An 18,488-nucleotide genomic window follows, 5' to 3' on the forward strand; every position below is an offset into this window, starting at 1 on the left:
ATTCAGCCCACACGCAACCTTCTGGCGCCTGACACGAGAATCAATTTGTAAGTCTCCTTCCCCCCGAGAAAACCACCATGGCTCTTCGCACCGACCTCTCGAAGCCCGCCGTCATCCCGGCCACCCGCACCGACACCAAGGCGACGAACACCGTCGCGAAGCCCGCGGGCCCGGTGGGCATGAGCTCCCAGTCCAGCTTCAGCACCGGCGCGCCCAGCAAGGCGAAGGCGACGGTCGCGCTGAACGGCGTGGGCACGAAGGTGACGCCGGGTCCGGTGGACCTGAGCAGCCCCCAGGCGCAGCAGGCCGTGCAGCAGACCGTGTCGTACGTGAACCAGAAGAACCCGCAGCTGTCCGGCGTCACGGGCGGCGCGGCGTTCTCCCCCCGTTCGGTGGAGCGCGACCAGCTGGGCATGACGCACGTTCGCCTGGACCGCATGCACGAGGGCGTGAAGGTCTCCGGTGAGCAGGTCATCGGCCACCTGGACGCGAAGGGCCAGTTCGACAGCCTCACGGGCGACGTGTCCGACATCCCGGTGGGCCTGGGCAAGGCGCCCACGAAGCTGACCGCGAAGGACGCGCTGGCCACGGCGCAGAAGGACTTCAACGGCGGCACGACGCGCGCGCCCACCGTGGAGCGTGAAATCGTGAAGGGCAAGGACGGCCAGTACCGCGCGGCCTTCCACGTGACGCTGACGGACACGTCGGTGGGCAACGGCAAGGAGCCCCGCTCGATGAACTACTTCATCGACGCGAACACCGGCGAGTCCATCAAGCAGTTCAACACCATCAGCCACTACGACCGCCCGGGTGCCAACCGCCCGGCGGGCGGCGCGACGACGCCGTCGAAGACGCCCACCACGCCCGCGCCCACCACGGGTGAGAAGCCCCGCGCCACGGGCGTCGCGGACGACACGACGATGTACAGCGGCAAGGTGGACCTCTCCACGACGAAGAACGCGGACGGCACGTACTCGCTGGAGGACAAGACGCGCGGCAAGGGCATCGTGACGTACGACGCGAAGAACCAGGAGACCGCGTCGGGCACCACGGCCTTCAAGGACGCCAACGACGTCTGGGGTGAGAAGGGCGACCCCGCCCGCGCCGCCACCGCGGTGGACGCGCACTACGGCGCGGAGATGACGTACGACTTCTACAAGGAGATCCTCGGCCGCGACTCCATCGACGGCAAGGGTGAGAAGCTCGTCTCCTACGTGCACACCGACGTGAACCTGGTGAACGCGTTCTGGGACGGCGAGAAGATGAGCTACGGCGACGGCGACGGGAAGGACTCCGGCCCGCTCACCACGCTGGACATCGCCGGCCACGAAATCAGCCACGGCCTCACCGAGCGCACCGCGGGCCTGGAGTACGAGGGCGAGTCCGGTGGCCTCAACGAATCCTTCAGCGACATCATGGGGACGGGCGTGGAGTGGTTCGCCAGCCAGAAGAACGGCGCGGTGAAGTTCGACTGGGCCGTGGGCGAGGACGCGTGGACGCCCAAGAACGGCGACAACACGGATGCCCTCCGCTACATGAACGACCCGACGGCGGACGGGTACTCCATCGACAACTACAAGAACTTCCCGAAGATGACGGAAGTGCACGGCTCCAGCGGCATCGCCAACAACGCCTTCTACCTGCTCACCGAGGGCGGCAAGAACAAGACGTCCGGCCTGGAAGTGAAGGACGGCATCGGCATGGAGAAGAGCCTCAAGATTTTCGGCCGCGCCCTCACCACGTACATGACGCCGCAGACGAACTTCACCCAGGCCCGCGCGGCCACGGTGAAGGCCGCCACGGACCTGTACGGCAAGGACTCCGTCGAAGTGAAGAAGGTCCAGGACGCCTGGACCGCCGTCGGCGTGAAGTAGTCACTCCCGCTTCGAGGCCCGGACGGGCTTCCCCCTCCCGTCCGGGCCTGTCGTTGCCTGCTTCAACGCCTCACTGCTTCGCCAGCGCCGCTTTCTGTTCCGACTTCGCGTCGCGGATGTGCCTGCCGGAGACGTCCACCGTCACCTGGAAGAGCGTGCCGGTGAATTCGAAGGGCGCGGCGTAGAGCTTGCTCACGGCTGAGCTCTCATCCCGGCCACACGTCAGCCCCTCCCCCAGGCTGAGGATGAGCGGCATGGTCGCGGTAATGTCGCTCTGGGCCACCAGGTCCTCGTTGATGTAGAGCCGGCCCCGTCCGGGCGCGCCCCGCCCCGCCTTCAGGTCGGGCTTGCCGGTGGGCTCGAAGGAGAACTTCAACTCCGAGCGCCCCTGCGGCACCTCCACCGCGGACTCGATGTGGAACTCCTGTTCGCCGACGAAGTTGTAGACGTAGTGCAGCTTCCCGTCCTGGACGAAGAAGGTGTAGCCGCCGGTGAGGCCGCCATGGCACAGCAGCACCCCTTCCGCCTCGCCGCTCAGGTCCACCTCGGCGGTGATGGTATGGGGGCGGTTGAGCACGTGGACGGCCGCGTTCTCTGGCGTGGGTGAGGTGCGCGGGCGGTACACGTAGCGCTTGCGGTCCTGGGTGATCTGCGGTCGCTCCTGCGCGAACACGGCGCGCGTTGGCGACGCGAGTGGCAGCACCTGGTAGCGCCCCGCCTCGGTGTACCAGAGGGCGATCATCTCGATGAGCTTGCCCCGGTGCTCCTCCGCCACGTTCTTCGTCTCGGAGGCGTCCTCGGAGACGCGGTACAGCTCCCAGCCCTGCGCATCCAGCTCGCGCAGCCGGTCCTCGGTCAGCGTCGATTCGCCGAAGCCCTCCCCCGCCTCCGTGAAGGACGGCCCGGGGAACGGGCACACCGCGCGCCAGCCGTCGTGGTAGAGCGCGCGGTTGCTGAACATCTCGAAGTACTGGGTGTGGTGCCTGCTCTCCGCGTTCGCGTCGTTGAACGTGTGCTTGAAGCTGACGCCTTCGATGGGGGATTGGGTGACGCCCCGGATCTCCGCCAGCGGCTCCAGCCCCAGGCAGTCCAGCACCGTGGGCACCATGTCGATGGCGTGCGCGTACTGCGAGCGCACCTCGCCCTTCGCCTGGATGCCCTTGGGCCAGTGGACGAGGAACGGGTCGGTGGTGCCGCCCCGGTACACCTCCCGCTTCCAGCGGCGGAACGGCGTGTCCCCCGCCCAGGCCCAGCCCCACGGGTAGTGGTTGAAGTACTTCGGCCCACCCAGCTCGTCGATGGCCGCCATGTTCTGCGCCATCGACTCCGGCGTGTTGTTGAAGAACTTCAGCTCGTTGACCGAGCCGTGCGGCCCGCCCTCGGCGCTGGCGCCATTGTCGGACAGCACCATGATGAGCGTGTTGTCCAACTGTCCCGTGTCCTCCAGGAACTTCAGCAGCCTGCCGATGTGGTGGTCCGTGTGCTCCAGGTAGCCCGCGAACACCTCCATCATGCGGGCGTAGAGGCGCTTCTCCTCCGGGGGCAGCGCTTCCCAGTCCTGCACGTCGGGGTCATGGCGGGACAACTGCGTGCCTTTGGGCAGCACCCCCAGCTTCAACTGCTTCTGGAACACCTTCTGCCGGTACGCGTCCCAGCCGTCGTCGAACTGCCCTTTGTAGCGGTCCGCCCACTCCTTCGGCACGTGATGGGGGGCGTGCATGGCGCCCGTGGCGAAGTAGAGGAAGAAGGGCTTGTCGGGCGCGACCTGCTTGGTGTCCGCGATGCAATCGATGGCCTTGTCCACGAGGTCCGGCGTGAGGTGGTAGCCCTCCTCCGGCGTCGCGGGCGCGCGGATGGCGTGGTTGTCGTGGACGAGGTCCGGGTAGTACTGATTCGTGTCCCCACCCAGGAAGCCGTAGAAGCGCTCGAAGCCGCGACCCAACGGCCAGCGCGAGTACGGCCCGGCGGCGCTCGTCTGCTCCGCGGGGGCCAGGTGCCACTTGCCAATGGCATACGTGTTGTAGCCGGCCTCCATGAGCATCTCGGAGAGGAGGCCGTTCTCGAAGGGGATGGTGCCGTTGTAGCCGGGGTAGCCGAGCGACGTCTCGGTGATGGTGGCCATCCCGTTGGAGTGGTGGTTGCGGCCGGTGAGGATGCACGAACGAGTGGGCGAACACAGCGCGGTGGTGTGCATGCTGTTGTAGAGCAGCCCGCCTTTCGCCAGTCGGTCCAGGTTCGGCGTGCGGATGGGCGAGCCGTAGCAGCCCAGGTGCCCGAAGCCCGTGTCATCCAGGATGATGAACAGGACGTTGGGGGCGCCGGGCTTCGAGCGCAACGGCGAGGGCCATGCGGGAGAAGACTGCTCCCAGGTGCGGCCGATGACGCCGGGAAAGGGTCTGCCGGGTTTGTATTCCTTGAGGGACATGAGCGGGCGCGCCTCCACGCGAAGCGAAGCCCCGCCTGGCGGCCCGGGACTTACGGGCACGCCGACGGTGACCTCGTGAACGTGAAGTGCTCAGTCCCGGGGGAGAAGGGACCTGCCCTCCAGTCGGAGCCGCGCGGCCCCGGCCCCGTCCGCTTCCTTCCGTCACGACGGGCGCAGGATGCCCATCGTGGCGGGGACCGGCTCAGGTCACCGGGAAGGGATTGCGCTCGCTGAATTGACGCTGGTGGAAGTACGGGTACGGCCAGGGCGTGGAGCTGGCGGCATCCAGCGTGGCCACCTGCGCGGGCGTGAGGTTCCAGCCGATGGCGCCCAGGTTCTGCCGGAGCTGCTCCTCCGTGCGCGCGCCGATGATGACGTTGGCCACGGTGGGCCGCTGGAGCACCCAGTTGAGCGCCACCTGCGGCACCGTCTTGCCCGTCTCCTTCGCGACGACGTCGAGCGCGTCCACGACCTTGAACAGGTACTCCTCCGGCACCTGCGGGCCGCCGCTCGCGGTGGCGGGGTTGTTCAGGCGGCTGGTCTCCGGACGCGGCTGGCCCCGGCGCAGCTTGCCCGTCAGCCGGCCCCAGCCCAGCGGGCTCCACACCACCGCGCCCACCTTCTGGTCCTGCGCGAGCGGCATCAACTCCCACTCGTAGTCGCGGCCGACGAGCGAGTAGTACGCTTGGTGCGCCACGTAGCGGGCCAGGTTGTAGCGCTCCGACACCGCGAGCGACTTCATCAGATGCCAGCCGGAGAAGTTGGAGCAGCCGATGTAGCGGATCTTCCCCGCGCGCACGAGGTCATCCAGCGTGTTGAGCACCTCCTCCACCGGCGTCATCGCGTCGAAGGCGTGGAGCTGGAACAGGTCGATGTAGTCCGTCTTCAGCCGGCGCAGGGCGGCCTCCACCGCGCGGGTGATGTGGAAGCGCGAGGAGCCCACGTCGTTGGGGCCGGTGCCCGCGCGGAACGTCGCCTTGGTGGAGATGATGGCCTGGTCGCGCCGCCCCTCCAGCGCCTTGCCGAGAATCTCTTCCGCGAGCCCGGCGGAGTAGCCGTCCGCGGAGTCGAACATGTTCACGCCCGCCTCCAGCGCGATGTCCACCAGCCGCGTGGCCTCCTTCACATCGCTGGAGCCGAAGCCCTTGAAGAACTCGCCCGAGCCACCGAACGTGCCCGTGCCCAGGCTGAGGACGGGGACCTTGAAACCAGAACCACCCAGCTGCCGATGCTCCATGACGTTCACCTCGCAACGAACCGGAATCCCGCGGCCGACGTAACGGGACATGGCGCGGCGCGCAACCCTGTTCGCCCGCCTTCATGTCCCGTGCGTCGTGCTTGAAGCAACCCGGGCGCGCGCCCATCATGCGCGCGCCTCCGCGCTCCAAGCGAAGGGGCAGGGATCCGCCACGTGAGCACGTCCGCACCCGCCTCCGGCCGCCCCGCCGGAGGCTTCGCCGCCATCCTCCGGGCCCTGCGCTACCTGCGCCGCTACCGCCTGGAGTCCCTGGGGGCCCTGCTGTCGCTGCTGCTGGTGTCGGTGGCGAACCTGGGCGCCCCGCAGATGATCCGCATCGCCATCGACCAGGGGCTCGCGCGCGGGGAGCGGCGGCCGGTGTGGCTGGCGGTGGGGGGACTGGTCGCCATCGCGCTGGGGCGGGGCCTGTTCAACTTCCTCCAGGGATATCTGGCCGAGCGTGCTTCACAGGGCGTGGCGTTCGACCTGCGCGACGCGCTCTTCGCGCGCATCCAGCGGCTCTCCTTCAGCTACTACGACCAGGCGCAGACGGGGCAGTTGCTCACGCGGCTCACCAGCGACGTGGAGGCGGTGCGCACCTTCGTGGGCAGCGGCGTGGTGCAGTTCGCGGCGTCGGCGGCGATGCTCGTGGGCTGCGCGGGACTGCTCCTGTGGTTGGATCCGGTGCTGGCGCTGGCGGCGCTCGGGTCCGTGGCGCCCATCCTCTTCGTGCTGCGCTCGTTCGTGACGAAGATGCGGCCCCTGTTCGGCCAACTCCAGGCGCTGCTGGGCACGCTCAACACCACGCTCCAGGAGGACCTGCGCGGGCTGCGCGTGGTGCGGGCCTTCTCCGCCGAGGCGCGGGAGATGGCGCGCTACGAGGAGACGAACGCGAAGCTCCAGGCCCAGAACCTCAAGCTGGTGGATGCACTGGCCAACAACTTCCCCTTCGTCACCTTCTTCTCCAACCTGGGGACGCTGATGGTGGTGGGCGTGGGTGGCTGGCGCATCTTCCACCAGCGGCTCACGCTGGGAGAGCTGGTGGCCTTCAACAGCTACCTGGCCTTCCTGTTGATGCCCCTGATGACGCTGGGCTTTCTCGCGTCCAGCCTGTCGCGGGCCAGCGCCTCCGCGCTGCGCGTCTTCGAACTGCTCGACACGGCGGTGGAGGTGACGGACCGTCCAGGCGCGGTGCCGCTGCCGCCGCTCCAGGGCCGCATCGAATTGCGCGACGTGCGCTTCCGCTATGCGGGCAGCGAGCGGGAGATCCTCCGCGGGCTGAGCGTGACGCTGGAGCCCGGACAGTTCGTGGCGGTGCTGGGGACGACGGGCTCCGGCAAGAGCACGCTCATCAACCTGCTGCCCCGCTTCTACGACGTCACCGGGGGCGCGGTGCTGCTGGACGGGCACGACGTGCGGGACGTGACGCTCGCGAGCCTGCGCTCGCAGATCGGCGTCGTGTTGCAGGACGCGCTGCTGTTCTCCGGCACGGTGCGCGACAACATCGCCTACGGCCACCTGGACGCGACCCGGGAGCAGGTGGAGGCAGCGGCGGAAGCGGCGCAGGCGGCGGAGTTCATCCGCGCGCTGCCCCAGGGCTACGACACGGTGGTGGGCGAGCGGGGCGTGGGGCTTTCCGGTGGGCAGCGGCAGCGGCTGGCCATCGCGCGGGCGCTGCTCACCGACCCGCGCCTGCTCATCCTGGACGACAGCACGTCGGCGGTGGACGCGCAGACGGAAGAGGCCATCCAGGGCGCGCTGGACGCGCTGATGCGGGACAGGCGCAGGACGGCGGTGGTCATCGCCCAGCGCATCAGCACCGTGCGGGACGCGGACGTCATCCTCGTGCTGGACGAGGGGCGCATCGTCGCGAAGGGACGGCATGACGAGTTGAGGGCCTCGAGCGAGCTGTACAACGACATCCTCGGGTCGCAGCTCCAGCCGGTGCGCCAGGAAGGTGCGGCATGAGGCGGCCGGGTGGCATCGAGTCGCTGGCGGAGCTGGAGTCCGACCGGGCCCAGCGGCGCGGGAAGGTGTTGCGTCGGCTGATGGGCGAGCTGCGTCCGCATGGGCGCGTGATGGGCGTGGCGCTCGTCTTCATCCTGGTGGGCGCCCTGTGTCAGGCGGCGGGGCCGTATCTGGTGAGCCGGGCCATAGACCACGACATCGGCTCGGGGGACGGACGCGGGCTGCTCCAGACGCTGGCGGTGCTGTTCGTCGTCTACGCGGTGGGCGCGCTGGCGCAGCGGGCGCAGACGTGGCGGGTGGGCCACACCGGGCAGAAGGTGCTGGCGGAGCTGAGGCGGCGCCTCTTCGAGCGGCTCCAGCAGCTTCCGCTCGCGTGGTTCGACCGCCGACCACTGGGCGACCTGATGAGCCGGCTCTTGAGCGACGTGGACACGCTCAATCAGCTCTTCGCGCAGGGGCTGACGCAGTTGTTGGGGTCGGTGCTGGGGCTCGTCGGCGTGCTCATCGCGATGCTGGCGCTCAATGCCCGGCTGGCGCTGGCGTGCTTCTCCCTCATCCCCGTCATCATGCTCACCACGTGGTTCTTCGCGTCGCGGGCGCGCAGTGCCTACCGCAAGACGCGCCAGACGGTGGGCGACGTGACGGCCAACCTCCAGGAGGAGATTGGCGGCGTGCGGCAGGCGCAGGCGTTCAACCGCACGGAGAAGAACATCGAGCGCTTCCGCGACCGCAACGCGGCCAACCGCGACGCGAACGTGGCGGCGGTGGGCATCACGTCCGCGTTCTCGCCGGCCATTGATTTGCTGTCCACGCTGTCCATCGCGCTGGTCATCGGCTACGGCGGCGTGCTGGTGCTGGGCGGACGGCTCACCGTGGGAGGCATGGCCGCGTTCCTCATCTACGTGGCGCAGTTCTTCCGGCCGGTGCAGCTGGCCGCGTCGGTGGCCACGCTGATGCAGTCCGCGCTGGCGGGGGCGGAGCGCATCTACGGCATCCTCGATGAAACGCCGGAGCCGCCGGACGCACCGACGGCGGTGGAGCTGGGGCCGCTGAAGGGCCAGGTGGTGTTCGACCGGGTGTCCTTCGGCTACGACGCGGAGCGGCCGGTGCTGCACGGCGTGTCCTTCCACCTGGAGCCCGGCCAGACGCTGGCGCTGGTGGGACGCACGGGCGCGGGCAAGACGACGGTGGCCAGCCTGGTGCCGCGCTTCTACGACGTGACAGAGGGGTCGGTGCGCATCGACGGGGAGGACGTGCGGCAGGTGACGCGCGCGAGCTTGCGCCAGCAGATGGCGATGGTGCTCCAGGAGCCGTTCCTCTTCAGCGGCAAGGTGGCGGACAACATCGCCTACGGGAAGCCCGGCGCCACCCGCGAGGACGTGGAGGCCGCGGCGAAGGCGGTGCATGCGCACGACTTCATCACCCGGCTGCCGCAGGGCTACGACAGCGTGCTGGGGGAAGGCGGCGCGACGCTCAGCCAGGGACAGCGGCAACTGCTCGCGTTCGCGCGAGCGGTCATCGCCGATCCCCGGGTGCTCATCCTCGACGAGGCGACGGCGAACATCGACACGCGCACCGAGGCGCTCATCCAGCTCGCGCTGGGGCGGCTCTTGTCGGGCAGGACAAGCATCGTCATCGCGCACCGGCTCAACACCATCCGGAACGCGGACCTCATCCTCGTGATGGATCAGGGGGCTGTCGTCGAGCGAGGCACCCACGATGAGCTGCTCGCCAAGGGGGGCCTGTACGCGGACCTCTACCACCAGCAGTTCCGCGACAGGCCCGGGGCGACCCAGGCGTTGGGCTGAAGCCGCGTCCAGAGAGCCCGTGTCCCACACAACGGGCGCGCGGAGGGGCACGCCGGTTTGTCCGCGAAAACCGGTGAGGGCTCAGGCTGGAAGCCCCCTCCGCGGACGAAGCGTCCCAACCTGTCCGACAGTCGGACAGGTTGCCCAAGGAGGAGCCCGGCACGTCCTCCGGCGCTCTTCTCACCGGGCTCACCGATGAGGCGCGCCGACGTGCTGCACCGCCCTTCGTCGGTTCCGCCACGTGGTGAAGCCGACCCATGTGCTCCGTGGAGGCACGAGCGGGTTGCGCGCACGCCCTGCCCCCGTTACCCAGCGGGCAAGGGTGCGGCCCTGGCGGTCTCGCCATGGCCCGTACGCTTCGCGGGGGCGGTCGCCGTCTCCAGCATTCATCTCGGCGGGGCACGGCCCCGCATCCATCTTCCCAGGGAGCAGGCATGGCAGGCAGTCGAGGGACCGCGTTGGTGACGGGCACGTCCGCGGGAATTGGAGAGGTGTACGCGCGGCGGCTGGCGGCGCTCGGGCATGACCTGGTCCTCATCGCCCGTCGGGAAGAGCGGCTTCATGCGCTCGCGGAGAAACTGGCGGCGGCGCACGGCATCCGAGCGGAAGTCATGCGAGCGGACCTCACGACGGACGTGGACATCCACCGGGTGGCCGAGCGCGCGGCCGGGGAAGACATCACCCTGGTCATCAACAACGCGGGCGTGGGTGGCTACGGCCCCTTCGCGCAAATGGATCCCGCGGTGCTGGAGGGCCTCACGCACCTGCACATCCTGGCGCCCATGCTGGCCACCCGGGCAGCGCTGCCGGGCATGCTGGCGCGCGGCAGGGGCGCGGTCATCAACGTCGCATCCCTGCTCGCCTTCTCCGGCGCCCTGCCCCCGGTTCCCCTGCCCCACCGGGCCACGTACGCGGGCGCGAAGGCGTTCCTCGTCCACTTCACCCGCACGCTCGCGGGCGAGCTGCGCGACACGCCAGTGCGCGCACAGGTCGTCTGCCCGGGCATGACCTCCACCGAGTTCAACGGCGGCTATGTCGGAGCGATGCCCCCGGAGGACGTCGTCACCGCGTCGCTCATCGCGCTGGAGCGCAACGAGACGGTCTGCGTGCCCGGGCTGGAGGCCGAGGAAGCCCTCGCGGCCCTGGCGCAGGCCGAAGCGGGAATGTTCCGAGGCAACAAGAGCACCCTCGCCCGGCGCTACCAGACGAACACCCCGTCCTGACGCGCCCCATCTTCAGTTCACGAGCAGCTTCCATTTCCAGGAGGAAGAACCATGAGCGGCACTTCAACGCGTCCCGTGGAGAAGAGCGGCACCTTCAAGCTGGGCGGAGACCTGCCCATCCACCGTCTGGGCTACGGCGCCATGCAGCTCACCGGCCCCGGCATCTGGGGCCCGCCCAAGGACCGGGCGGAGGCGGTGCGCGTGCTGCGGCGCGCGCTGGAATTGGGCGTGGACTTCATCGACACGGCGGACTCCTACGGGCCCTACGTCAGCGAGGAGATCATCGCGGAGGCCCTGCACCCCTACGCGAAGGGCGTGGTGGTGGCGACCAAGGCGGGCCTGGTGCGCACGGGCCCCAATGAGTGGCACCCGGTGGGCGCGCCCAAGTACCTGCGCCAGGAGTTGGAGCTGTCGCTGCGCCGGCTGAAGCTGGAGCGCATCGACCTGTACCAGTTGCACCGCATCGACCCGAAGGTGCCGGTGGAGGAGTCGCTGGGCGAGCTGAAGGCGCTCCAGCAGGAAGGGAAGATCCGCCACATCGGCCTGTCGGAGGTGTCGGTGGAGGAGATCCAGCGGGCGCGCAAGGTCGTGGACATCGTGTCGGTGCAGAACCGCTACAACCTGACCGACCGCGTGCACGAGAAGGTGCTGGACTACTGCGAGAAGGAGAAGCTGGGCTTCATCCCCTGGTTCCCCCTGGCGACAGGTGGGCTGGCGAAGCCGGGCGGGACGCTCGACTCGGTGGCGAAGAAGCACAACGCGACGCCGTCGCAGATTGCCCTCGCGTGGCTGCTGGAGCGCTCGCCCGTGATGCTGCCCATCCCGGGCACGTCCTCCGTGAAGCACCTGGAGGAGAACGTCCAGGGCGCGGAGCTGAAGCTCGGCAAGGAAGAGCTGGCCGCGGTGGACGCGCAGGCGTCGGGCCGCTGAGCCACGTCATTGGCACCCCACCAGCACACAGCTCGGTGGGGCGCTCGCGGGAGACCGGGGCTCAGGTGACGAGCGCCCTCCGGCCTCGAATCTTCGAGAAGGCATCCGCGCTCAGATAGGAATAGCTCTGGGGAGCGCGCAGCTCAGGCTCGATGTCTCCCAGGGGGAAGGGCTTCTGGAAGACATGGACCTTCCCCACGCGGATCGCGACCCCCTCGTCGGACTGCGAGAAGTATCGGTCGTAGTCCTCTTTCAAGATGGCCCCCTCCCGTGAGTAGCGGCGCCAGAGCTGCGCGGGAGGGGCCTCGTCGATGCCGAGAATCTCGAAGAATCCGACGACCTGCTTCACCGGGCTCGAGGAGTAGACCACGACGTGCGAGACCTCCCGGCGGAAGGCCCGCTTGCGGAACTCGACGCGTTTGAGCCCATCCAGGATGGGCGTCGCGTAGCGGGGCTGGATAGGCAACAGGACTACAGCCCGAGTCGCTGTCGGAGCCATTCACGACCTCCCTGCTGCACCGTGGTGATGGACTGCGGAGGGCCGTTGAGCACTCCGTTGCGACACAGGTCATTCAGGAGAAGGGGCTCCTTCAGGATGACCGCTTGTCGGAAGTGGATGGCGAGCACCTCTCCATTCGAGCACAGCGCTTCGATCTCGCGAAGGGGGAACACGGTCCTCTTCCCCACGGAAGCGGCGATCTGATTGGCATCGGAAGAAGCGAGCGTCTGCTCCGCGACGCCCACGACCGTCACGGCCTTCCTGGAGTGGCTCAAGTAGAAGAGCAGCGGAGCCCCAGGCTCGATCTGCCGGATCTGCGCCCGGCACAGGTACACCTTCCGCAGCCCATTGCCGAAGGAGTGGACTCCTGGGTCGAGCGACAGTTGGGGGTCCGCATCCGGGAAGAGCAGGTGATGGAACCGGGGCTCGATGGGAATGATGAAGGCCGAAGTGTCGAACCGCATCGCGGGAGGGCCGTAGCGCACATGGAACTCAAGCGGGCCCAGGCCTTCGGCGCTCCCCGAGGTCCTCACTGGCTTCACGAGAATGAGTTCACTGTTTTCCTGCTTCCCCTCCACCCGGAAGCCAAAGTCCTCCAACATGGCGATGAGCGGCCCCTGGCGTTCGTAGGCCGTCACATAGACGAATGCATGTCCGTTCTTCGCGACGTGCTCGAAGACGCTCTTGAGAAGAAGCTCTCCCAGCCGACGGCCTTGATGCAGGGGCGAGACCTTGAAGGTGCAGAGCTTCAGCGTTCGCCCCTTGAACCCCAGAACGCTCTCTTCGTCCTTGATCAAGCAGAGTGCGGCCAGGTGCCGCCCCTCCCCTCGCACCACCCAACAGCGGCGGTGTTCCTGCTGACATTTGCGGAACCATGCTTCGAAGGGAGGGTAGTCCCCTCTCAGGCTCTCGAAGAAAGGATCCTCCGCCTCGACCGCATGCACGAACGTGAACTCGACCGCGGGCGGAGGCTGCGCGAACGTGTCGCGCAAGCCCTGCACCAGCACCAGGGCCTCACTTACCGTCGCGACGCGTTCCTTCAGTCCGACGCGCTTCGCAGCCCGGTGAAGGCGAAGATCCTCGGTGACGAGGATCCCCCCCCGTTGGACCGTACGGCCGCGAGCAGATGCTGTTCCACCCAATCGCGAGAATGGGCCTCCGGATTTCCCAGGCTCTCGACCCAGGCTTCAGGAATGGGCGGCGGAGCCGGAAGCGGTAGGTATTTCTTGAGCAGCAACTCACGAAGTTGGCGTCGTGCCTCATCGCGGTCCCGTTCAATGTCCACCGGCATGAACGGATGGATGAAGAGCTGGTAACCCGCCTCTTCGAGGGTCCGCACCAGGGTGGTCGCGGGCTTCGTCAGCGCCTCGATCTGCGCGGGTGACGTGGGCTCCAGCGGAATGAGTACATTCGTGTCGATCAAGATCTTCATGGCATCCCCCCTCATTTGTCATGAGTCGCCAAGCCTACCCAATCGGCTGACATCCGCACCTGCCCGGCGTCGGGCCGCTGAGCCACACGCGTCACTTCCGCTTCACGTAGCGCAGGAGGAGCGTCACCAGCTCCTCCTGGAGCAGCCCCTGGGACAAGGCCTCGGGGCGCTCCACCACCGCGCGGTGGATGGCCGCATGGGCCACGGTGTCGATGAGCCAGTGGGCCAATTCCGGGTCCGGGACGTCGGTCGCGTACTCGCGGAACGCCTCCATCAGCGGCGCATCCTCTGGCCCCATGGTCCGGGCTCGTCGCGCGGGCAGCTCCTCCGTCAGCGCATGGTGCAGCTTCGGGTTCACCGCGTGGGCGGCGAAGCCCATGCACACCAGCGTGCGGATGAGGTCCTCCAGGCCCTGGAACTTCCGCGTCGCCAGCACCTCGCGCACCGCCTTGCGCTGCTCCTTCACGTGCCGGCGCGACACCTCCGCCACCAGCGCCTCCTTGCCGGGAAAGAACTGGTACAGCGAGGCCACGTTGACGCCCGCGCGCTCCGCGATGCGGTTGGTCGTCAGCTTCGCGTACCCGTCACGCACCAGAATGTCAGCAGTCGCCTGCACCAGCGCGTCCACCGTCGCGCGCGAGCGCTCCTGCAAGGGCGTCTTCCGAGGGGAAAGCTTCGCGCGCGGCATGCCGGACTCCTGGGACGGGAACGCAAGCTGACAACATAAGCTCTTCCTTACATTCTCCTCTCCATCGCGTCCGGGGCGCCAGCGCCCTTGGCGACAGGAGATGGCCATGCCTCACGCAAACCCCCAGGTGCTGATTGTCGGCGCCGGCCCAACGGGCCTCACGCTCGCCTGTGACCTTGCCCGTCGTGGCGGCGCCCTCCGCATCATTGACGCCGCTCCCGGCCCCTTCGTGGGCTCACGGGGCAAGGGGCTCCAGCCGCGCACGCTGGAGGTGCTGGACGACCTGGGCGTGCTGGAGGCCGTGCTCGCGGCCGGCTGTGCCTATCCCCGCCTGCGCCTCCACTGGCGGCGCTTCGTCGTGGGCCGCTGGACGATGATCCCCCGTCATCCGGTGACGCCTGACGTGCCCCATCCCGACCCGTGGCTCGTGCCGCAGGCCCGCACCGAAGGCATCCTGCGCGAGCGGCTGGGCGTGCTCGGCCATGAGGTGGAGTTCGGCACCGCGCTCACCGACTTCACCCAGGACGACTCCGGCATCAGCGCCACGCTCACCCACGACGGCGCTTCGAAGGTCGTGCGCGTGGAGTACCTGGTGGGCGCGGATGGCGGCCACAGCCGCGTGCGCAAGACCCTGGGCGTGGGCTTCCACGGAGAGACACACGAAGCCGAGCGCATGGTCGTGGGCGACGTGCGCGTTGATGGACTGGGCCGCGACCACTGGCACGTGTGGCCCTTCGCTACGGGCGGCATGGTGGCGCTGTGTCCCCTGCCCGGCACGGACCGCTTCCAGCTCACCCTCCAGGTGAAGCCCGGCGGCACCGTGCCGGAGCTGACCGAAGCCGCGCTGAACCAGCGCCTCCAGGAAGCGGCCCGCCCCGGCGAAGGACTCCGCCTGCACGACGCGAGCTGGCTGTCCGTATACCGCCCCAACGTGCGCATGGTGGACCGCTACCGCGTGGGCCGCGTCCTGCTCGCGGGCGACGCCGCGCACGTGCACCCGCCCGCCGGGGGCCAGGGTCTCAACACCGGGGTGCAGGACGCCTACAACCTGGGCTGGAAGCTGGGGCACGTCCTCGCCGGTGCGTCCCCAGCGCTGCTCGACACCTACGAGGCGGAGCGGCTGCCCATCGCCGCGCACGTGCTCGGCCTGTCCTCGAAGCTCTACCAGGGCCTGCGCCAGAACAGCCTGCGCTCACAGCAGCGGGGCGCGGAGACCCGACAACTGGGATTGCACTATCGCGGCGGTCCGCTCGCGCCCCAGACGGACGGCGACACGTCCCGCCTGCGCGCGGGGGACCGGGCCCCGGATGCACCGTGCGTGGATGCGACGGGCAATCCCTCTCACCTGTTCGACGCCTTTCGTGGGCCTCACTGGACGCTGCTCGCCTTCGGACCGGAGCACGCGGATGCGCCCGCGTGGGCTCGGGCGCGCTTCGGAGACACCGTGCGCGCCTTCCACGTCCGCGCGAAGGGAACCTCCAGCGACGCCGACGCCCTGCTTGACGCCAGCGGCCACGCGCACCGGGCCTACGACGTGGGCTCGGACGCGCTCGTGCTGGTGCGCCCGGACGGGTACGTGGGACATGTCTCCCGCCCGGGTGCACGCGCGGCGCTGGAGCAATTCCTGGCCCCCTTCATCCACCGCACGCGCTCATTGGAGGCTGACCCAGCCTTGCACTCCCCACCGCCGACAAGCTGTACGCCCATGCTGCGAGTCCCTTGATGTGTGGGTGCCCTGCTCCTTCGGCGCCAGCTCCAGCACGGTCGACTCCGAAAGCCACGAAGGGCGGACTACCCCACCTCGCGCTCCACGCTGTCCTCCGCGTCCAGGTCCAGGTCCATGACGGCGGGCCCGTCCTGGAAGGAGCTGGGCAGCAGGCTGAAGGGCAGCACCTTCGCCAGGGCCGCCAGCAGCAGGATGCCCCCGGGCGCGGCGAAGATGGCGAGCGCGGGGATGGCCTTGGCCACGTCGATGAGCTGGGCGCGCATGCGCTGGCGCTCGTCGGCGGTGAGCTTCTGGCGCCGCGCCGCCTTGGTGAGCAGCACCGCCAGGTCGCCCGTCTCGCGCGCCTCCTGCATGAGCCGGTGGAAGTTCTTCTCCAGCGTCTCCTGCATGCCGGTGATGAGGTCCTCACCCATGGCGCCCGCCGCGTCCGACACGGTGAAGACATCCACCAGCGAGCGGTGCCGCGCGTAGAACTCCGCCATCTCCAATTCCAGACGTCGCAGCTCCGCCTGCGGCACATGCAGCGCGCCCGCCAGCGTGTCGATGAAGGCCCGCTCCCGCCGCGTCCGACGGCCGTCCACCAGCGCCGCCAGCAGCGTCTGCTCCAGGAGCAGGTGGCGCATGTCCACGCTGCGCACCTGGCGCACCACGTCCCGCACGTCGCGCTTGCGCTCGAAGGACTGGCGCACCGCGGCCTTCACCTCGCCCTCCAGCGCGTGCGGCAGGCGCAGGCCCTCCACCTGTCGGAGGATGGCGCGGCGCGCGGGCAGTCCTGGCTCCCGGTCCACGCACGAAAGCGCGGTGAGCACATCCACCAGCAGCGCCTTCTGCCGCGCCGCGAAGTCCAGCCGCCGCTCCGCCACCACCCGCGACAGCCGTCCGCGCGAGAACAGGTCGATGGCCTGCCGGCAGAACAACTGCGCGTCCGCGTACTGCGCGCCGTTGTGCAGCACCAGTCCGTACACCGGGTCCCCGGCCAGCGACGGCGCCCGCTTGTCGAGCGCGTCCTCCACCCGCCCCACCATCCGCCGGGGCACCGGCAGCCCGGCCGCCAGCCGCGCGTCCAGGGCCAGCGCCAGCTCCAGTTCGCCCGCGAGCACCGCGAAGAGCACCAGCAGCTGCTCCACCCGAGGGCCCTCCGGCGCGTCCATCACCCGCGCCAGGTCCAACGCCAGACGCGCCAGCGTGCGCACCACCGCGTGGAACAGCTCGTCCTCCACCGCGCGCGCCGGGACGTCAAAGGGCTCCCCGCCATCCACCGGCGAGGGCAGCGGCACGGGCGTGCCGTAGACCAGCCCCGAGGCCCGCAGCGTGCGACGCAGGAAGGCACGTCCCCGGGCAGGGCCAGAGGCCAGCCGGGACTCGGCGGGGGACGCGTCCGAAAAGGGGGCTCGCGCATGCGCGGCGACTACGTCCGCCAGGAGCGTGGCCAGCCAGGTCCCCCTTCCGAAAACCAGCACCGCCACCGGAACACCCCACGAGACGCACGGCCGGACCCCTCCGGTGCGCGATGAAGCGGGAAATAACCCAGTCGCATTCGGGATGCCACCCGGCCCCGGTCGGCGGTGCACGTCGTCCAGCGGAAGCTGTGAATGGTGGAAAAAGCACGCGCCCGGCCACCGGTGTGGGTGGGCGGGCGCGGGGGAATTCCTTCAGAGGCGGACTACAGCGCGGTGGCCTTGCCGGGCTCCAGGGGGAGCACCTTGGTGGTGCCCCGGGCCTTCTTCACGGCGGCGGTGAGCGCGTCCGGGGTGCCGGTGAGGGCGGGGAAGGTGCCGTAGTGCATGGGCACCACGGTCTTCACCTTGAGCAGCTTCGCGGCAACAGCCGCCTGGGCGGGGTCCATGGTGAAGTGACCACCAATGGGGAGCAGGGCCACGGTGGGCTTGAACTGCTCGGCGATGAGGGCCATGGACTGGAAGGCCCCGGTGTCACCCGCGTGGTACAGCGTAGGGCCGTTGGCGATTTCGATGACGAAGCCCAGGGGCGCGCCCGCGTACTGCGCCGGGGCCTTGGGGTCCGCCTGGTAGCTGCTGGAGTGCACCGCCTCCACGAAGTGGATGGTGGCGTCCTTCACCTGGAAGGTGCCGCCGGCGTTGCCGCCCATGAACTGCGCGTCCGGCAGGGCCATCAGCGTCACCAGTTCGAAGGAGCCGAACACCTTGGCCTGGGTCTTCTGGGCCAGGGCCTTGGCCTCGCCCACGTGGTCGAAGTGACCGTGGGAGACGAGGATGGCGTCCACCGCCTCCGGCCACGTCGCGCCCTGGGGCGCCTTGGGGTTGGTGAACCACGGGTCGATGGCGATGACCGCGCCGCCCGGCGTCTTCACCACGAACGCGGCGTGACCCCACCACGTCACCTCCGTCTTGCCCGCGGTCGCCGTGGCAGCGGCCTTGCCCGCCTTGGGGGCTGCCTTGGGGGCCGCCGGGGTCGTCGGCGTGCCCTGCGCGAACGCCGCGCCCGTGACACCCAGCACCGCGCCCACCACCACTGCCATCAGCTTGGTCCGCATCGTTGTCTGCTCCAGGAGGGAGGAAAGGGACGACATGTCGCCGTGCCGCCTTGAAGGCGCCGCACGGCCGGGGCGCCACATAGCACCCTCCAGGGAAGCAGGAAGGGGCTGGGATGTCCGGCCGCCCAGAATGCGCGCCGGGGGATTGCGGCCCCCGTGGCGGGAG

14 protein-coding genes are annotated in these 18,488 nt (G+C 69.2%); 6 read left to right on the top strand and 8 right to left on the bottom strand.

All coding sequences use genetic code 11. The features are described from left to right. The first annotated feature begins 77 nt into the window (after nucleotides 1–77). Nucleotides 78–1,874, top strand: a complete 1,797-nt coding sequence (locus OV208_RS22165; RefSeq protein WP_267575868.1) for a M4 family metallopeptidase — start codon at nucleotides 78–80, stop codon at nucleotides 1,872–1,874. Between the two features lie 70 nt (nucleotides 1,875–1,944). On the opposite strand, the gene OV208_RS22170 is transcribed toward OV208_RS22165, so the two are convergent. Both OV208_RS22170 and OV208_RS22175 read right to left on the bottom strand, forming a co-directional pair. Continuing rightward, nucleotides 1,945–4,299 (bottom strand): arylsulfatase, encoded by a 2,355-nt coding sequence (locus tag OV208_RS22170; RefSeq protein ID WP_267575869.1) that lies wholly within the window; start codon nucleotides 4,297–4,299, stop codon nucleotides 1,945–1,947. Nucleotides 4,300–4,501: 202 nt separating this feature from the next. Further along, the gene (locus OV208_RS22175) at nucleotides 4,502–5,536 is read right to left on the bottom strand and encodes an aldo/keto reductase (protein WP_267575870.1); all 1,035 of its coding nucleotides are present in this window, start codon (nucleotides 5,534–5,536) and stop codon (nucleotides 4,502–4,504) included. 174 nt (nucleotides 5,537–5,710) lie between these two features. Here OV208_RS22175 and OV208_RS22180 point away from each other — a divergent pair, with 174 nt between their 5' ends. The 4 genes from OV208_RS22180 (at nucleotide 5,711) to OV208_RS22195 (ending at nucleotide 11,465) form a co-directional block, all read left to right on the top strand. Beyond that, nucleotides 5,711–7,504 carry an ABC transporter ATP-binding protein gene (locus tag OV208_RS22180; RefSeq protein WP_267575871.1) on the top strand — a complete coding sequence of 598 codons (1,794 nt, stop codon included), beginning with the start codon at nucleotides 5,711–5,713 and terminating at the stop codon, nucleotides 7,502–7,504. After that, a complete protein-coding gene (locus tag OV208_RS22185; protein ID WP_267575872.1) occupies nucleotides 7,501–9,312 on the top strand; it encodes an ABC transporter ATP-binding protein in 1,812 nt (603 codons plus the stop codon). The genes OV208_RS22180 and OV208_RS22185 overlap by 4 nt, the downstream gene beginning before the upstream one ends. A gap of 434 nt (nucleotides 9,313–9,746) precedes the next feature. Continuing rightward, a complete protein-coding gene (locus OV208_RS22190) occupies nucleotides 9,747–10,535 on the top strand; it encodes an SDR family NAD(P)-dependent oxidoreductase (RefSeq protein ID WP_267575873.1) in 789 nt (262 codons plus the stop codon). Nucleotides 10,536–10,586: 51 nt separating this feature from the next. After that, nucleotides 10,587–11,465 (top strand): aldo/keto reductase, encoded by an 879-nt coding sequence (locus OV208_RS22195; RefSeq protein ID WP_267575874.1) that lies wholly within the window; start codon nucleotides 10,587–10,589, stop codon nucleotides 11,463–11,465. A gap of 61 nt (nucleotides 11,466–11,526) precedes the next feature. On the opposite strand, the gene OV208_RS22200 is transcribed toward OV208_RS22195, so the two are convergent. The 4 genes from OV208_RS22200 to OV208_RS22215 form a co-directional block, all read right to left on the bottom strand. Continuing rightward, nucleotides 11,527–11,931: a hypothetical protein gene (locus tag OV208_RS22200; RefSeq protein ID WP_267575875.1), complete on the bottom strand. Its 405-nt coding sequence runs from the start codon at nucleotides 11,929–11,931 to the stop codon at nucleotides 11,527–11,529. Nucleotides 11,932–11,936: 5 nt separating this feature from the next. Next, nucleotides 11,937–12,971: a GNAT family N-acetyltransferase gene (locus tag OV208_RS22205; RefSeq protein WP_267575876.1), complete on the bottom strand. Its 1,035-nt coding sequence runs from the start codon at nucleotides 12,969–12,971 to the stop codon at nucleotides 11,937–11,939. Nucleotides 12,972–13,003: 32 nt separating this feature from the next. Beyond that, the gene (locus OV208_RS22210) at nucleotides 13,004–13,396 is read right to left on the bottom strand and encodes a hypothetical protein (protein ID WP_267575877.1); all 393 of its coding nucleotides are present in this window, start codon (nucleotides 13,394–13,396) and stop codon (nucleotides 13,004–13,006) included. A 91-nt stretch (nucleotides 13,397–13,487) separates the two neighbouring features. Then, nucleotides 13,488–14,084 (bottom strand): TetR/AcrR family transcriptional regulator, encoded by a 597-nt coding sequence (locus tag OV208_RS22215; protein ID WP_267575878.1) that lies wholly within the window; start codon nucleotides 14,082–14,084, stop codon nucleotides 13,488–13,490. 106 nt (nucleotides 14,085–14,190) lie between these two features. Between OV208_RS22215 and OV208_RS22220 the strand changes: the two genes are divergently transcribed. Next, nucleotides 14,191–15,807 carry an FAD-dependent oxidoreductase gene (locus OV208_RS22220; RefSeq protein WP_267575879.1) on the top strand — a complete coding sequence of 539 codons (1,617 nt, stop codon included), beginning with the start codon at nucleotides 14,191–14,193 and terminating at the stop codon, nucleotides 15,805–15,807. A 68-nt stretch (nucleotides 15,808–15,875) separates the two neighbouring features. On the opposite strand, the gene OV208_RS22225 is transcribed toward OV208_RS22220, so the two are convergent. Together OV208_RS22225 and OV208_RS22230 are read right to left on the bottom strand one after the other, a co-directional pair. After that, nucleotides 15,876–17,276, bottom strand: a complete 1,401-nt coding sequence (locus tag OV208_RS22225; protein ID WP_267575880.1) for an LETM1 domain-containing protein — start codon at nucleotides 17,274–17,276, stop codon at nucleotides 15,876–15,878. 197 nt (nucleotides 17,277–17,473) lie between these two features. After that, on the bottom strand, nucleotides 17,474–18,322 hold the full coding sequence (locus tag OV208_RS22230; protein WP_267576447.1) for a metal-dependent hydrolase: 849 nt from the start codon (nucleotides 18,320–18,322) through the stop codon (nucleotides 17,474–17,476). Between the last annotated feature and the right edge of the window lie 166 nt (nucleotides 18,323–18,488).

The organism is Corallococcus sp. bb12-1, assembly GCF_026626765.1.
Taxonomy (GTDB): domain Bacteria; phylum Myxococcota; class Myxococcia; order Myxococcales; family Myxococcaceae; genus Corallococcus; species Corallococcus terminator.

Excerpts from the sequence above, each read along its gene's own strand:
- OV208_RS22170 (WP_267575869.1), bottom strand. The coding sequence starts at position 4,299 with ATGTCCCTCAAGGAATACAAACCCGGCAGACCCTTTCCCGGCGTCATC.
- OV208_RS22165 (WP_267575868.1), top strand. The coding sequence starts at position 78 with ATGGCTCTTCGCACCGACCTCTCGAAGCCCGCCGTCATCCCGGCCACC.
- OV208_RS22185 (WP_267575872.1), top strand. The coding sequence starts at position 7,501 with ATGAGGCGGCCGGGTGGCATCGAGTCGCTGGCGGAGCTGGAGTCCGAC.
- OV208_RS22210 (WP_267575877.1), bottom strand. The coding sequence starts at position 13,396 with ATGAAGATCTTGATCGACACGAATGTACTCATTCCGCTGGAGCCCACG.
- OV208_RS22190 (WP_267575873.1), top strand. The coding sequence starts at position 9,747 with ATGGCAGGCAGTCGAGGGACCGCGTTGGTGACGGGCACGTCCGCGGGA.
- OV208_RS22195 (WP_267575874.1), top strand. The coding sequence starts at position 10,587 with ATGAGCGGCACTTCAACGCGTCCCGTGGAGAAGAGCGGCACCTTCAAG.
- OV208_RS22230 (WP_267576447.1), bottom strand. The coding sequence starts at position 18,322 with ATGCGGACCAAGCTGATGGCAGTGGTGGTGGGCGCGGTGCTGGGTGTC.
- OV208_RS22220 (WP_267575879.1), top strand. The coding sequence starts at position 14,191 with ATGCCTCACGCAAACCCCCAGGTGCTGATTGTCGGCGCCGGCCCAACG.
- OV208_RS22215 (WP_267575878.1), bottom strand. The coding sequence starts at position 14,084 with ATGCCGCGCGCGAAGCTTTCCCCTCGGAAGACGCCCTTGCAGGAGCGC.
- OV208_RS22175 (WP_267575870.1), bottom strand. The coding sequence starts at position 5,536 with ATGGAGCATCGGCAGCTGGGTGGTTCTGGTTTCAAGGTCCCCGTCCTC.